The following is a 13,575-nucleotide window of genomic DNA, read 5'->3' as shown; positions in this document are numbered from 1 at the left end:
GATCCGATGCGCACACCCGCCGCCGCGAGCACCGCCGCCCTCGAGGCCGGCCTCCACGACGTCGAGCGCCGCGACCGCATCGTCGCGGCGCTCCGCTCGGGCGGCGTCGCCCGCGTCGCCGAACTCGCGGCGGGCCTCGGCGTCTCGGCCATGACGCTGCGACGGGACGCCGACCGGCTCGTCGCCGACGGGCTCGTGGAGCGGGTGCGCGGCGGCGTGCGCGCGGTCCGGCCGCCGCTCACCGAGGAGCCGGCGCCGCTCGCGAAGGCCGCGCTGCACCGCGACGAGAAGGCGCGGATCGCCGCCGCGGCCGCCGCGCTCGTCCGCCCCGGCAGCGCCATCGGCATCGGCGCCGGCTCGACGACCCTCGCGCTCGCGCGCCTCGCCGCCGCGGTCGAGGGGGTCACGATCGTCACGAACTCGCTGCAGGTGGCGCTCGCGCTCGAGGGACGCGACGGCGTCGTGCTCACGGGCGGCGAGCGCACGCGCTCCGATGCGCTCGTCGGGCCCGTCGCCAACCGCGCCGCCGCATCCATCGGGCTCGACGTGCTCTTCCTGGGCGCGCACGGCATCGACGCCGAGCGCGGCTGCACCGCGCCGAACCTCGCGGAGGCCGAGACCAACCGCGCGCTCATGGCGGCGGCGCGCACGACGGTCGCGCTCGTCGACGCCTCGAAGTGGGGCGTGCACGCGCTCGCGACCTTCGCGCCGCTCGACGAGCTCGACGTGCTCGTCAGCGACGCCTCGCTCCCCGAGGCCGCTCGCCGCGCCGCCCGCCGGGTAGTCGGCCGCCTCCAGGCTCGCCTAGTCCCGCGCACGCGCGCCGCGCCGCGCCCGCGCCGCGCACCCCGCCCGCGCCGCGCGCCCCACCCGCGGTGTGGTCGCTTCGCGCCCATCCCCCGGCCGCCTGCGGGCCTCAGCTGACCACACCCCGGCCCGCCGCCCAGGCTGTGGTCGCTTCGCGCCCCTTCGCACACGCGGAACGGGCCTCAGCTGACCACACCCCGGCTCGGCCGGCCGGCTGTGGTCGCTTCGCGCCCTTCCTCGCCGCCTGGGAGGGTGCGAAGCGACCACACCACTGCGGGATGGCCTAGAGCGAGTCGAGCGCCTGCCGCAGGTCGGTGATCAGGTCGTCGGCGTCCTCGAGGCCCACCGAGAGGCGCAGGAGGTCCTCCGGCACGGCCAGCTCGGTGCCCTTGACCGAGGCGTGCGTCATCTCGCTCGGGTAGCAGACGAGGCTCTCGACGCCGCCGAGCGACTCCGCCAGCTGGAACAGCCGCGTCCGCCGCACGAGCTCGAGCGCCGCCGGCGCACCGCCCGCGAGCTGCATCGAGACCATGCCGCCGAAGCGCCGCATCTGCCGCGCCGCGAGGTCGTGGCCGGGGTGATCCGGCAGGCCCGGGTAGTGCACGGCCGTGAGCGCGGGGTGCCCGACGAGCGACTCCGCCACCGCCTGCGCCGTGTCGCTGTGGCGCTCCATGCGCACGGCGAGCGTCTTGAGCGATCGCGTCGTGAGCCACGCGTCGAAGGGGCTGTTGACGGCCCCGACCGCGAACTGCTGGAAGGCGATCCGCTCGGCGAGCTCGGCGTCGGCCGTGACGACGGCGCCGCCGACGAGGTCGGAGTGGCCGCCGATGTACTTCGTCGTCGAGTGCAGCACGACGTCGGCGCCGAGCGCGAGCGGCTGCTGCAGGTACGGCGTCGCGAAGGTGTTGTCGGCGATGACGACGGCGCCCGCCTCGTGGCCGATCTGCGCCAGGCCCGCGATGTCCGCGACCTTCATGAGCGGGTTCGACGGCGTCTCCACCCACAGGATGCGCGTCTCGGGACGGAGCCCCGCGCGCACGGCGTCGAGGTCGGAGGCGTCGGCCGTCGTGATCGAGACGCCCCAGCGCTCCCACACCTTCGAGACGAGGCGATGGGTGCCACCGTAGACGTCGTTGCCCATGAGCACGTGGTCGCCGGGCTGCAGCACCGCGCGCAGCACGGCGTCCTCGGCGGCGAGGCCGGAGCCGAAGGCGTAGCCGTGCGTGCCGCCCTCGAGGCTCGCGAGCTGCTCCTGCAGCGCGTCGCGCGAGGGGTTGCCGCCGCGCGCGTACTCATAGCCGTCGCGGAAGCCGCCCACGCCGTCCTGCACGAACGTCGACGACATGAAGATCGGCGGGATCACCGCGCCGGTGCGGGGGTCGAAGGGCTGCCCGGCGTGGATGGCACGGGTCGAGAAGCCGCGGGGGTCGGTCATCAGGCCTCCTTCGCGAGGAACGTGAGCAGATCGGTGCGGGTGACGACGCCGACGGGCTTCGCCTCGTCGAGCACGAGCAGGGCGTCGGCCTCGGCGAGCGCGGCCTGGAGGGCGTCGGTGCCCTCGCCGGCGCCGATGCGCGGCAGCTGGGGGCCGAGGTGCTCGGCGACGGGGTCGGCGAGCCGCGCGCGGCGGGTGAAGACGGCGTCGAGCAGGTGGCGCTCGTCGACGGATCCTGCGACCTCGCCGAGCACGACGGGCGGCTCGGCGCGCAGCACGGGCAGCTGGCTCACGCCGTGCTCGCGCATGATCTCGATCGCCTCGTGCACCGTGTCGGTGGGATGCGCGTGCACGAGCGCGGGCGCCGCGGCGCCCTTCGCGGCGAGCACGTCGCGCACCGTGGTGCCCTCGGCCGCGTCGGCGAAGCCGTGCGCGCGCATCCAGGCGTCGGAGTAGACCTTCTGCAGGTAGCCGCGGCCGGAGTCGGGCAGCAGCACGACCACGACGGCGTCGGCGGGGAGCGACCGGGCGGCCTCGAGGGCGACGACGACGGCCATGCCGCTCGAGCCGCCCACGAGCAGCCCCTCCTCGCGGGCGAGGCGGCGGGTCATGGCGAAGGAGGCCGCGTCGTCGACCGCGACGACCTCGTCGACGAGCGAGGGGTCGTAGTTGCCCGGCCACATGTCCTCGCCCACGCCCTCCACGAGGTAGGGCCGGCCGGTGCCGCCGGAGTAGATCGAGCCCTCGGGGTCGGCGCCCACGATCCGCACACGGCCCTCGGAGGCGCGCTTCAGGTAGCGCGCGGTGCCGGTGATCGTGCCGCCCGTGCCGATGCCGGCGACGAAGTGCGTGATGCGCCCCTCCGTGTCGCGCCAGATCTCGGGACCGGTCGTCGCCTCGTGCGCCGCGGGGGCGGCGGGGTTGAAGAACTGGTTGGGCTGGAAGGCGCCCTCGATCTCGTCGGTGAGGCGGTTCGCGACGCCGTAGTACGACTCCGGGCTGTCGGGCGCGACCGCCGTGGGCGTCACGACGACCTCCGCGCCGTAGGCGCGCAGCGTGGCCCGCTTGTCCTCGGCCACCTTGTCGGGGCAGACGAAGACGCAGCGGTAGCCGCGCTGCTGCGCGACGAGCGCCAGGCCCACGCCCGTGTTGCCGCTCGTCGGCTCGACGATCGTGCCGCCGGGGCGCAGCAGTCCGCGCGCCTCGGCGTCGTCGATCATCGACTGCGCGATGCGGTCCTTCACCGAGCCGCCGGGGTTCAGGAACTCGACCTTCGCGAGCACCGTCGCCGCGATGCCCTCGGCGACCTTCGTGAGCCGCACGAGGGGGGTGTCGCCGATCGTCTCGAGGATCGACTCTGCGTAGCGCATCCTGCCTCCTGGGTGACGCCCCAGCCTATCGGCGCGGATGGGGCACGATGGGGCGATGGACGCGCGCTCGATGGACCGGCGGCGCGAGCTCGTGATCGAGCGGGTGCTGCGCGCGGTCGAGCTCGTGCCGCCCGGTCGCGTCGCCTCCTACGGCGCGATCGCGCGCATCTGCGGCATCGGACCGCGCCAGGTGGGCTCGATCCTGCGCCACTGGAGCGAGGGCCTGCCGTGGTGGCGCATCACGAGCCACGCGGGCGACTTCGGCGGCGACCTGCTGCAGCGCGCGCTCCCCCACTGGCGGGCGGAGGGCATCGTCGTGAAGCCGAACGGCCTCGGCTGCCGCTACGCCGACTTCGCGGCCGACCTGGACGAGCTCGAGCGGCGGTGGCGCGCGGCCGTGGCCGACCTCCCGCTCCCGGACGACGTCGAGGACTAGGCCGCGCGCGCCGGCGCGGCCCGGCTCAGACCCGCGCCTGCTGCGCGAACAGCGACGCGTAGGTGCCGCCGAGGGCGAGCAGCTCGTCGTGCGTGCCGCGCTCGACGATGCGGCCGCTGTCGACGACGTGGATGACGTCGGCGTGCCGGATGGTCGAGAGGCGGTGGGCGATCGCGATCGTCGTGCGGCCGCGCGCGGCGGCGTCGAGCGCCTGCTGCACCACCCGCTCCGAGACGGTGTCGAGCGCGCTCGTCGCCTCGTCGAGGATGAGCACCGCGGGATCCTTGAGCATGACGCGGGCGATGGCGACGCGCTGCTTCTCGCCGCCCGAGAGCCGGTAGCCGCGCTCGCCCACGATCGTGCCGTAGCCGTCGGGGAACCCCGCGATCGTGTCGTGGATGCTCGCTGCGCGCGCGGCCGCTTCGAGCTCGTCGTCGGTCGCGTCGGGCTTCGCGTAGCGGAGGTTCTCGGCGATGGAGGCGTGGAAGAGGTAGGGCTCCTGGCTGACGATGCCGATGTGGTCCGAGAGCGCGTCGGGCGCGAGCTCGCGCACGTCGGCGCCCGCGAAGCGCAGGCTGCCGCCGCTCACCTCGTACAGCCGCGGCACGAGGTAGCCGATCGTGGTCTTGCCCGCGCCCGAGGGGCCGACGAACGCCGCGAAGGTGCCGGGCTCGAGCCGGAACGAGACGCCGTCGAGGGTCGGGCGCTCCTCGTCCTTCGCGTCGGGGTAGCGGAAGGTGACGTCGTCGAGCTCGACCTCGCCGAGCCGCGCGGGGTCGAGCGGCCGGGGCTCGGCCGGCGGGTCGATCGCGGGCCGCAGGTCGAGGTACTCGAAGATGCGGGCGAAGAGCGCGGAGGAGGTCTGCAGGTCGAGCGCGACGCGCAGCAGCCCCATGAGCGGCATGAGGAGGCGCGCCTGCACCGTCGTGAAGGCGACGATCGTGCCCGCGGTGATGAGCCCGTCGCCGCCCGCGACGAGGTAGCCGCCGATGAGGTAGACCATCGAGGGCAGGATCGAGATGAAGACCGAGACGACGGCGAAGAACGTCTGGCCGCTCATCGTGAGCCGCACCTGCAGGTCGATCTGCTTGTCGTTCTCGACGCCGTAGCGGCGCAGCTCGTCGTCCTGCCGGCCGAAGGCCTTCGCGAGCAGGATGCCCGAGACCGAGAGCGACTCCTGCGTGATCGCGGTCATGTCGCTCAGCGACTCCTGCGTGCGCGTGGCGATGCGCGCGCGCACCTGGCCGACGCGGCGCTGCATGATGACGAGCAGCGGCACGAGGATCACCGAGACGATCGTGAGCTGCCACGACAGGATGAGCATCGTCACGAGGCTCGCGATGACCGTGACGACGTTGCCGACGATCGACGAGATGGTGTTCGAGAGCACGCCCGCGACGCCGCCGACGTCGTTCTGCAGGCGGGACTGGATGACGCCCGTCTTCGTGCGCGTGAAGAACGCGAGCTCCATGCCCTGCAGGCGCTCGAACAGCTTCGTGCGCAGGCCGCCCATGACGGTGTTGCCGACCTTCGCGGTGAGCCACGTCTGCCACACGCTCAGCGCGTTCGCGACGATCCAGAGGCCCACCATCGTGAGCACGAGCACCCACAGCAGCTGGAGGTTCGCCATGCCGCTGGGCGGGAAGAGCGCCTCGTCGAAGACGCGCTGGATGAGCAGCGGCGGCACGACCGCGATCGCGGCCTCCACGAGCACGAGCACGATCGTCAGCGCGATGGATGCGCGGTGCGGCGCGAAGAGCGCGACGACGCGCCGGCCGAGGCCCTCGATCGCCGGCGCGTCCTCGTTCGCGGCGCGCTGCGCCGACTCGTCGCGCATCGCGACCCGACCCCCGCGGCGAGCGCCGCCGCCCATCATGCTCATCGGGACCAACGCTAGCGGCGGCCGCCCACCGCGCCGCGCGCGTTCGCCGAGGGCGCGCGCTCGGCCTCGCGCCGGGGCCCGCACGTCGCGCCCGCAGAGGGCCCGCGGGCGGTCCTCCGTCGGGCCTGCGCCGCGCTCGATCGGCCGCAGCGCCGCACCGGCTGCATGATGCGCCTCGCGCCACGCTCAGCCCGATCGAGCGCGCTCCCCGAGCCCGCTCAGCCTGCCCCGGCACGATGTCGGCATGCGAGCGTGGATGCCGGCGCTGCGGCCGGTGCTGATCCAGGGCGACGACGGCGCGCCCATCCACTTCGGCGAGCGCTGGAGCGACCTGCCCGAGACGCCTGCCGAGGCGTACTCGGTCGTCACGCACCCGGAGCGCTACGCGCAGCTGCACGAGGTCGCCGACGCGCTCGTCGCGCACCTGCTCGCGACCTATGACTGCGAGGCCGTCGAGGAGCCTCCCCGCGACCTGGGCGCGCAGGAGCTCCGCGCCGTTCGCATCGCCTCGGTGCCGGGCACCGCACCCGTGCGCATCGCCTGGACCGACTTCCCCGGCGTCGTCGCCGAGGTGGGGCTCGACGTGCCGGCGGCCGCGCCCATCTGCGGCTGCGACGCCTGCGACGAGCCGCTCGAGCGCGCCGCCGAGGGGCTCGCCGAGGCGGTGCTCTCGCGGGTGCGCGGCCGGGGCGGGGCGGCCTGGCCGGAGCGCTAGCCGCCGAGGAGCGCGCGGTGGTGCGCGAGCCGCTCGTGGCCGCACGGATCGCCGTGCCCCGGCACGAGCAGCGGCTGCGCGCCGGCCGCGAGCGCGTCGAGCGCCGCGATCCAGCCCGCGACGTCGGTGGAGTCGTCGGCCTGCGGATCGTCGGCGGTCTCGACGAGGTCGCCGACGATCGAGGCGCCGGCGCTCGGCACGTGCACCACGAGGTCGCCGCCCGTGTGGGCCGGTCCGAGCGGCTCGAGCACGACCTCCAGGCCGCCCACGCGCAGCGCGCGCCGCTCGGGCACGGCGACGTCCGGCAGCACGATGCGCAGCGCGCGCACGCCCTCCGCGGTCGCCGGGCGCGCGAAGCCCAGCACCGCCTGCCGCTGGGCCTCCCCGTGCTCGCGCAGCTCGTCGACCGCGACCGGATGCGCGAGCATCGGCACGCCCTCGAACGCCGACAGCGCGAAGCAGTGGTCCCAGTGCGCGTGCGTGATCGCGACGGCGACGACGCGGTCCCCGCGCGCCTCCACGGCCGCCCGCAGCTCCGCCGCCCGCTCGGGCAGCGTGCCGGGGTCCACGACGAGCGCCTCCCCAGCGTCGGCGACGACCACGGCGCTCATCGACGCCTCGGCCATCACCCAGCGGTCGATGCCGGGAGCGATGCGCTCGAGCGTCACGGCGCGAGCTCCACGCCCCGCTCGGCGAGCGCCTCGCGCAGGAGGCGCACCACCCGCGGGCCGACGCCGTGGAGCGCCAGCAGCCCCCGCTCGCCGAGCGCCGCCACCCCCGCGAGCGTCGTCGTGCCGTGCGCGAGGAGCGCGCCGTTGGCGGGTCGGCCGATCGCCGGGAGATCTCCGATGCGCTCGGGCAGGTGCTTCGTCGACATGGACCGAGCATCGCACGGAGCGGGGCATGACGAAGGGCCGCATCCCCGAGGGGATGCGGCCCGACGTGCAGGGGCGGGGGACGCTACTTGAGCGTCACCGTCGCGCCGGCCTCCTCGAGGTCGGCCTTCGCCTTCTCGGCGTCCTCCTTCTTCGCGCCCTCGAGCACGTTCGAGGGAGCGCCGTCGACGAGCGCCTTGGCCTCGCCGAGGCCGAGCGACGTGAGCGCGCGGACGACCTTGATGACCTGGATCTTGGCGGAACCGGCCGACTCGAGGACGACGTCGAACTCCGTCTTCTCCTCGACCTCCTCGGCGGCAGCGCCACCGGCGGCGGGGGCCGCGGCGACCGCGACCGGAGCGGCGGCGGTGACCTCGAAGGTCTCCTCGAAGGCCTTCACGAACTCGCTGAGCTCGATGAGGGTGAGCTCCTTGAACTGCTCGAGCAGCTCCTCAGTCGACAGCTTTGCCATCGTCTTCTCCTTGTTTCTGGTACCGACCGGGCCTTACTCGGCCGCGGACTCCTGCTTGACCCGCAGCGCGTCGACCGCGCGAGCGGCCTGGGCGAGCGGGGCGTTGAACATGTAGGCAGCGCCGAACAGCGAGGCCTTGAAGGCACCGGCCAGCTTCGCCAGCAGCACCTCCCGCGACTCGAGATCGGCGAGCTTGTTGACGTCCTCGGTCGAGAGCGGGTTCCCGTCGAAGAAACCGTTCTTGACCACGAGCGCCGGGTTCGCCTTGGCGAAGGCACGCAGCTCCTTCGCGACGGCGACAGGGTCGCCGTGCACGAATGCGATCGCCGACGGGCCGACGAGCGAGTCGTCGAACGCGTCGATGCCAGCCTTGTTGGCGGCGATCTTGGTGAGCGTGTTCTTCACCACGGCGTACGTCGCGTGCTCACTGATCGAACGGCGCAGCGTCTTCAGCTGGCCGACGGTGAGACCGCGGTACTCGGTCAGCAGGACGGCGTTCGAGGTCTCGAAGAGGTTCGAGAGCTCGGCGACCGCAGCTTCCTTGTTCGCCATGGTGCTCCTTGCTTCAATGCTGGCTGCCCCGGCCCGAACATGGGAAAGAGCTCCGGCGCACGCGCACGGAGCTCTGGGATCTCGACGGATCTTCGGCACCTGCGCGGGACGACGCTCTTCGAGCGAACCTTCGGTTGCCGCGCTCCCTCTCGGGCGCACGCCAACGACCAGCGGTCTTTGGTATGCCCCCACTGTAGCGGCGCCGCACGCCGCCGCGCAACTACGCGACCGAGGGCACCTGCGCGTCCGGCGAGGGCGCGCGGTCGGCCTCCGCCCACAGCGGCAGCCGGATGGTGAACGCCGTCCGGCCCGGCGCGCTCTCGAGCGCGATCGTGCCCTGGTGCGCCTCGACGAGCGCCTTCACGATCGCGAGGCCGAGCCCCGAGGATCCGGTCGCGCGCGAGCGCGAGGAGTCGCCGCGGGCGAACCGCTCGAAGACGGTGCGCTGCAGGTCCTCCGGGATGCCGGGGCCCGCGTCGACGACGTCGATGACCGCCTGCGCGCCCTCTGCGCGCAGCGCGACGTCGATCGCGGTGCCGTCGGGCGTGTGCACGCGCGCGTTCGCGAGCAGGTTCGCGACCACCTGCTGCAGCCGCAGCTGGTCGCCGGCCACCACGACGGGCTCCTCGGGCAGCTCGAGCGCGATGGGGTGCGCGCGGCCGGCGGCCTGCGCGTCGGCGACGGCCTCGACGACGAGGAGCGACAGGTCGACCTCCCGCAGGTCGACGTCGCGGCCCTCGTCGAGCCGCGCGAGCAGCAGGAGGTCGTCGACGAGCGCCTGCATGCGGTGCGCGGCGGCCTCGATGCGCTCGAGCGACTCCTGCGTCTGCGGCTGCAGCGCGGTGTCGTGCTTGCGCGTGACCTCGGCGTAGCCCCGCACCGCGGCGAGCGGCGTGCGCAGCTCATGGGAGGCGTCGGCGACGAACTGGCGCACGCGCCGCTCGCTGAGCGCCCGGGCCTCGAACGCCTCCTCGATGTGCGCGAGCATGCGGTTCATCGACTCCTGCACGCGACCGACCTCGGAGGCCGGCTCCTCGATGCGCACGCGGTTGGCGAGCTGCACGTCGCCGGAGGCGAGCGGCAGCTGCGAGATGCGCTCGGTCGTCGCGATCATCGCGACGAGGGGCCGCAGCGCCCGCCGGATGATCGTGTCGCCCAGCATGAGGACGAGGATCACCGCCGCGAGCGCCGAGATGGCGATGACGAAGGCGAGGGCCGCGAGCGTCTGGTTCGTGTCGCCGAGCGAGAGCCCGACGATGATCCTCGCGCCCTGCACGTCGACCGCCTCGACGCGGTAGCTGCCGTAGGAGGGCAGCGTCACGCTCGTGCGCTCCCCCGAGACGACCTCCTGCAGCACCCGCTCGTCGCCCGCGGGCAGCGCGAGCTGCTGCCCGATGTGGTTGAGGATGGCGGCCTGGGTCAGCTCGCCCTCCTGCTCGACGGCGATGAGCGAGCCCGTCGGCAGCGACTGCGCCTCGATCCGCATGCCCCCGGTCGCGGCGACGACCGTGCGCTGCGCGACCTGCGCGAGCTGCTCGTCGACGCGGCTCTCGAGGATGACCTTCATGGTCATGACGCTCGCGATCGCGACCGCCGCCGTGAGCAGCGCGAAGAGCGCGGCCACGACGACCAGGAGCCGCCGACGGAGCGACCACGTCGACGGCTTCTGGATGCGGCGGATCTGCTGCGTCACCCCTCGGGGCCCTACTCGGCGGCGCGCAGCTGGTAGCCGACGCCGCGGACGGTGTGGATCATCGCGGGGCCGAGCGTGTCGATCTTCTTGCGCAGGTAGGAGATGTAGAGCTCGACGACGCTCGCGCGGCCGCCGAAGTCGTACGACCACACGCGGTCGAGGATCTGCGCCTTCGAGAGCACGCGGCGGGGGTTGCGCATGAGGTAGCGGAGCAGCTCGAACTCGGTCGCCGTGAGGTCGACCTGCGTGCCGCCGCGGCGCACCTCGTAGGAGTCCTCGTCCATCATGAGGTCGCCCACCCAGAGCACGCTCGACTCCTCGGCGGCAGCGGCGGTGCGGCGGATGAGGCCGCGGAGGCGCGCCACGACCTCCTCGAGGCCGAAGGGCTTCGTGACGTAGTCGTCGCCGCCGGCGGTGAGGCCCGCGACGCGGTCGTCGAGCGAGTCCTTCGCCGTGAGGAAGAGCACGGGCACGTCGAAGCCGGCCGAGCGCAGGCGCTGCAGCACGGTGAGGCCGTCGAAGTCGGGGAGCATGATGTCGAGCACGACCGCGTCGGGACGGAACTCGCGCACCGCCTGCAGGGCCTGCTGCCCGTTGGCGGCGGTCTTGACCTCCCAGCCCTCGTACTTGAGGCCCATGGCCACGAGGTCTGCGAGGCTCTGCTCGTCGTCGACGACGACGATCCGGATGGGCGAGCCGTCCGGACGCGTGAGGCGGGGCTGCGCACGCAGCTGCTGCTGAGCGGTGTCGGTCATGCCATCCATTCGGCCAGAGCCTCCTATGCGCGGAGCACGAGCGAGCCTTTGCGCTTCCTGTGCGCTCACTGTCCCACAGCGAGGCGCCCTCCGACCCGCTGCTCGACGGCTCAGGCGTCGCGCGCGAAGGTGCCGGACCGGAGCCAGCCGTCGAGCCGGCGCACGGCGAGCGGCGCGTACTCGGCGGCCCGCCCGCGGAGCTCGGCCGTGGAGGAGACGAGGATGGCGTTGAGCAGCAGGATCTGGCGCGCGGCGACGAGCGCCTCGTGATCCGCGGACGCGATGTCGGGCAGCGGCGCGACCTCGGCGTAGCCCGCGAGGAGCGCCGCCTCGAGCGGCGCGCCCTCCGCCGAGCGGACATAGAAGGATGCGATCGCGAGGTCGAGCGCGGGGATGCCGAGGCCCGCGTCGTCGAAGTCGAAGATCGCGAGCCGGCCCTCGTGCCACTTGAGGTTGCCGCCGTGGAGGTCGGCGTGCAGCGGGCGGAGGGCCGCGCCGTCGTGGAGGCGCGCGAAGGCTGCGCCCGTCCGCTCGCGCGCCTCGGCGAGCACGGCGCGCCCGGCGGCGTCGAGCGGCGCCTCCGCGAGCACGTCGCGGTCGCCGAACAGCGGCTCGACGAAGCGGGGCAGCCCGCCGCCCTCGGGGAGCGGCCAGGTGGCGGCATGCTCGTGGAGGATCGCCATGGCACGGCCGAGGGCGCGCGCGGCGTCGGGGTCGAGCCGCTCGGCGTCGGGGCCGTCGAGCCAGGAGGAGACGGTCACGAGGAGGGGTCGGCCGAGCGCGGCGGTGTCGACCTCGACGCACCACTCGCCGCCGGGGGTCGCGAGCGGCACCGGCACCCGCACCTCGGTCTCGGCCGCGATCGCGCGCTGCCACGCCTGCTGCGCGATCGCGTGCGCGCGCGTGCTCTGCGAGTTGGTGCCGAGGCGGAGCGCCCGGCGGACGCCGTCGGCGCCGTCGACCGCGAACGTCGTGTTGTAGCCGTGGAGCACGACCTCGAGCCGCTCGACCTCGAGGCCGAAGGCCGTCGCCGCGGCGAGCGCGGCGGGCCGCAGCGCCTCGACCTGCGCCGCCTCGGGCAGGTCGTCGTAGGGGGTCTCCATCGGGCCATCGAACCACGCGAGCATCGCTCGGGCGGCGGGGCGACGCGCGGCTCGGCGCCGCGCCGCGTCGGCGGAGCGTGGGACGATGGGGGCGTGGACCTGCAGCTCGACATCTTCGGCGACGAAGCGGTGCGCACGGCGCACACGAGCCGCATCGTCGCCCGCTCGAGCGACCGGGTCGCGTGGCTGCGCGCACGCTCGCAGGGCGTCACCGCGACCGACGCCGCACGCCTGGGCACCCAGCGCTCGATCATCGCCGTCGCGGAGGAGAAGCGCGGCTTCGGCCGCCTCTTCTCCGGCAACCGGTACACCGACCACGGCAGGGCGCGGGAGCCGCACATCGCGAGCTGGGTGCACGACCACTTCTCGCTCTCGCCCTCCGACGCGCTCTTCCACTCCGTCGCGCAGCGCCTGCACCTCGCGACGCCCGACTGCATCAGCGACGACGGCGCAACGCTCGCCGAGATAAAGACGACCTCGAAGCCCTTCACGGGCGTGCCGAAGCACTACCTGCGGCAGATCTGGTGGCAGCAGCACGTGCTGGGCGCCGAGCGCACGCTCTTCGTGTGGGAGCAGCACGACGACTTCGTGCCCGTCGGGCCGCCGAAGCACGTGTGGATCGAGCGCGACGAGCGTGAGATCGAGGCGCTCGTCGGCCGCGCCGACCGCCTGCTCGAGCTGCTCACGCGCTGATGCTGCTCGCGATCCACGGCCTCGGGAGCGATCGCGGATCGATGCGCGCCTACCTCGAGGGCGCGGTGCCGCCGGGCGTGCAGGTCCTCGCGCCCGACCTCCGCGCGCACGGCGCGAGCCCGCTCGTCGGCGAGGCCGACGACTTCGCGCTCGAGGCCCTCGCCCGCGAGGTGGCCGACGAGCTCGTGCGCGTCGGCGACGGCAGCCCCGTCACGATCGTCGGCGTCTCGCTGGGTGCCGCCATCGGGGCCACCATCGCTCGCTCGGGACGCTTCCCGCTCGACCGCGTCGCCTTCGTGCGCCCGGCGCTCACCGATCGGTCGCTCCCCGAGCACCTGGGCGTCTTCCCCGTCATCGGGCGGCTGCTCGGCGAGCGCGCGCCCGCGCGGGCATGGGAGGAGCTGCAGCGCACGGGCGCGTGGCGCGCGATCGCGCACGTCTCGCCGGCGCACGCCCGCGGCCTCGAGCTGCAGCTCACGCAGCCGCGCGCCGCGGAGCGCAGGATCCGGCTGCTCGAGGCGCCGCGGAACGCCGCCTACCGGCCGGGCGAGCTGCGCCTCCCAGTGCCCTCGGTCGTGCTCGCGAGCGAGCGCGACCCCATCCACCCCCTGCACGTCGCCGAGGCGTGGCGCGACGAGCTGGGCGCGCCGATGCGCGTCTCCCCCGCGCGCGATGCCGGCGAGGAGGCGATGCACGCGTGGTTCCGCCAGCAGCTCGGCAGCTTCCTCGTCGGCATCCGCTGACGCGGCCGCGACCGCGGGCCTCGCCCCCGGCTCCGGGCCGCCGC

At 74.2% G+C, this 13,575-nt stretch carries 15 protein-coding genes; 5 read left to right on the top strand and 10 right to left on the bottom strand.

All coding sequences use genetic code 11. The features are described from left to right. Nucleotides 1-6: 6 nt before the first annotated feature. Entirely contained in the window at nt 7-924 is a 918-nt protein-coding gene (locus tag OVA14_RS06745) for a DeoR/GlpR family DNA-binding transcription regulator (RefSeq protein WP_267503175.1), read from the top strand. Nucleotides 925-1,090: 166 nt separating this feature from the next. Here OVA14_RS06745 and OVA14_RS06740 read toward each other — a convergent pair whose 3' ends face one another. Next, nucleotides 1,091-2,242, bottom strand: a complete 1,152-nt coding sequence (locus tag OVA14_RS06740) for a cystathionine gamma-synthase (RefSeq protein ID WP_267503174.1) — start codon at nt 2,240-2,242, stop codon at nt 1,091-1,093. Next, entirely contained in the window at nt 2,242-3,612 is a 1,371-nt protein-coding gene (locus OVA14_RS06735) for a cystathionine beta-synthase (protein ID WP_267503173.1), read from the bottom strand. Before OVA14_RS06735 ends, OVA14_RS06740 begins: the two co-directional genes overlap by 1 nt. A gap of 55 nt (nt 3,613-3,667) precedes the next feature. Here OVA14_RS06735 and OVA14_RS06730 point away from each other — a divergent pair, with 55 nt between their 5' ends. Further along, nucleotides 3,668-4,048, top strand: a complete 381-nt coding sequence (locus tag OVA14_RS06730; RefSeq protein ID WP_267503172.1) for an MGMT family protein — start codon at nt 3,668-3,670, stop codon at nt 4,046-4,048. A 25-nt stretch (nt 4,049-4,073) separates the two neighbouring features. Here OVA14_RS06730 and OVA14_RS06725 read toward each other — a convergent pair whose 3' ends face one another. After that, nucleotides 4,074-5,930 (bottom strand): ABC transporter ATP-binding protein, encoded by a 1,857-nt coding sequence (locus OVA14_RS06725; protein WP_267503171.1) that lies wholly within the window; start codon nt 5,928-5,930, stop codon nt 4,074-4,076. A 244-nt stretch (nt 5,931-6,174) separates the two neighbouring features. Between OVA14_RS06725 and OVA14_RS06720 the strand changes: the two genes are divergently transcribed. Further along, nucleotides 6,175-6,645 (top strand): DUF6226 family protein, encoded by a 471-nt coding sequence (locus OVA14_RS06720; RefSeq protein WP_267503170.1) that lies wholly within the window; start codon nt 6,175-6,177, stop codon nt 6,643-6,645. Here OVA14_RS06720 and OVA14_RS06715 read toward each other — a convergent pair. The 7 genes from OVA14_RS06715 to OVA14_RS06685 form a co-directional block, all read right to left on the bottom strand. Next, a complete protein-coding gene (locus OVA14_RS06715) occupies nt 6,642-7,313 on the bottom strand; it encodes an MBL fold metallo-hydrolase (protein WP_267503169.1) in 672 nt (223 codons plus the stop codon). The genes OVA14_RS06720 and OVA14_RS06715 overlap by 4 nt on opposite strands. Further along, the gene (locus tag OVA14_RS06710) at nt 7,310-7,522 is read right to left on the bottom strand and encodes a hypothetical protein (RefSeq protein WP_267503168.1); all 213 of its coding nucleotides are present in this window, start codon (nt 7,520-7,522) and stop codon (nt 7,310-7,312) included. The genes OVA14_RS06715 and OVA14_RS06710 overlap by 4 nt, the downstream gene beginning before the upstream one ends. 83 nt (nt 7,523-7,605) lie before the next feature. Beyond that, nucleotides 7,606-7,992, bottom strand: a complete 387-nt coding sequence (gene rplL / locus OVA14_RS06705) for a 50S ribosomal protein L7/L12 (RefSeq protein WP_188718455.1) — start codon at nt 7,990-7,992, stop codon at nt 7,606-7,608. Between the two features lie 33 nt (nt 7,993-8,025). After that, nucleotides 8,026-8,544 (bottom strand): 50S ribosomal protein L10, encoded by a 519-nt coding sequence (gene rplJ, locus OVA14_RS06700; RefSeq protein WP_267503167.1) that lies wholly within the window; start codon nt 8,542-8,544, stop codon nt 8,026-8,028. 220 nt (nt 8,545-8,764) lie between these two features. Beyond that, nucleotides 8,765-10,237 (bottom strand): sensor histidine kinase, encoded by a 1,473-nt coding sequence (locus tag OVA14_RS06695; protein WP_267503166.1) that lies wholly within the window; start codon nt 10,235-10,237, stop codon nt 8,765-8,767. 11 nt (nt 10,238-10,248) lie between these two features. Continuing rightward, nucleotides 10,249-10,992 (bottom strand): response regulator transcription factor, encoded by a 744-nt coding sequence (locus OVA14_RS06690; RefSeq protein ID WP_267503165.1) that lies wholly within the window; start codon nt 10,990-10,992, stop codon nt 10,249-10,251. Between the two features lie 110 nt (nt 10,993-11,102). Continuing rightward, nucleotides 11,103-12,095, bottom strand: coding sequence for a phosphotransferase enzyme family protein (locus tag OVA14_RS06685; RefSeq protein ID WP_267503164.1), 993 nt, complete (start codon nt 12,093-12,095; stop codon nt 11,103-11,105). A 93-nt stretch (nt 12,096-12,188) separates the two neighbouring features. On the opposite strand from OVA14_RS06685, the gene OVA14_RS06680 reads away from it, so the two are divergent. Beyond that, nucleotides 12,189-12,788 carry a YqaJ viral recombinase family protein gene (locus OVA14_RS06680; protein ID WP_267503163.1) on the top strand — a complete coding sequence of 200 codons (600 nt, stop codon included), beginning with the start codon at nt 12,189-12,191 and terminating at the stop codon, nt 12,786-12,788. Further along, complete coding sequence (locus OVA14_RS06675; protein WP_267503162.1) at nt 12,788-13,531, top strand: alpha/beta fold hydrolase; 744 nt, start codon at nt 12,788-12,790, stop codon at nt 13,529-13,531. The genes OVA14_RS06680 and OVA14_RS06675 overlap by 1 nt, the downstream gene beginning before the upstream one ends. The last annotated feature ends 44 nt before the right edge of the window (nt 13,532-13,575 follow it).

The sequence above is a fragment of the Agrococcus sp. SL85 genome, from assembly GCF_026625845.1.
Taxonomy (GTDB): domain Bacteria; phylum Actinomycetota; class Actinomycetes; order Actinomycetales; family Microbacteriaceae; genus Agrococcus.
Note: the sequence above shows the minus strand (reverse complement) of the source record. Positions and strands in the feature narration are given on the sequence as shown.

Excerpts from the sequence above, each read along its gene's own strand:
- OVA14_RS06745 (WP_267503175.1), top strand. The coding sequence starts at position 7 with ATGCGCACACCCGCCGCCGCGAGCACCGCCGCCCTCGAGGCCGGCCTC.
- OVA14_RS06740 (WP_267503174.1), bottom strand. The coding sequence starts at position 2,242 with ATGACCGACCCCCGCGGCTTCTCGACCCGTGCCATCCACGCCGGGCAG.
- OVA14_RS06735 (WP_267503173.1), bottom strand. The coding sequence starts at position 3,612 with ATGCGCTACGCAGAGTCGATCCTCGAGACGATCGGCGACACCCCCCTC.
- OVA14_RS06730 (WP_267503172.1), top strand. The coding sequence starts at position 3,668 with ATGGACGCGCGCTCGATGGACCGGCGGCGCGAGCTCGTGATCGAGCGG.
- OVA14_RS06725 (WP_267503171.1), bottom strand. The coding sequence starts at position 5,930 with ATGAGCATGATGGGCGGCGGCGCTCGCCGCGGGGGTCGGGTCGCGATG.
- OVA14_RS06720 (WP_267503170.1), top strand. The coding sequence starts at position 6,175 with ATGCGAGCGTGGATGCCGGCGCTGCGGCCGGTGCTGATCCAGGGCGAC.
- OVA14_RS06710 (WP_267503168.1), bottom strand. The coding sequence starts at position 7,522 with ATGTCGACGAAGCACCTGCCCGAGCGCATCGGAGATCTCCCGGCGATC.
- rplL (WP_188718455.1), bottom strand. The coding sequence starts at position 7,992 with ATGGCAAAGCTGTCGACTGAGGAGCTGCTCGAGCAGTTCAAGGAGCTC.
- rplJ (WP_267503167.1), bottom strand. The coding sequence starts at position 8,544 with ATGGCGAACAAGGAAGCTGCGGTCGCCGAGCTCTCGAACCTCTTCGAG.
- OVA14_RS06690 (WP_267503165.1), bottom strand. The coding sequence starts at position 10,992 with ATGACCGACACCGCTCAGCAGCAGCTGCGTGCGCAGCCCCGCCTCACG.
- OVA14_RS06685 (WP_267503164.1), bottom strand. The coding sequence starts at position 12,095 with ATGGAGACCCCCTACGACGACCTGCCCGAGGCGGCGCAGGTCGAGGCG.
- OVA14_RS06675 (WP_267503162.1), top strand. The coding sequence starts at position 12,788 with ATGCTGCTCGCGATCCACGGCCTCGGGAGCGATCGCGGATCGATGCGC.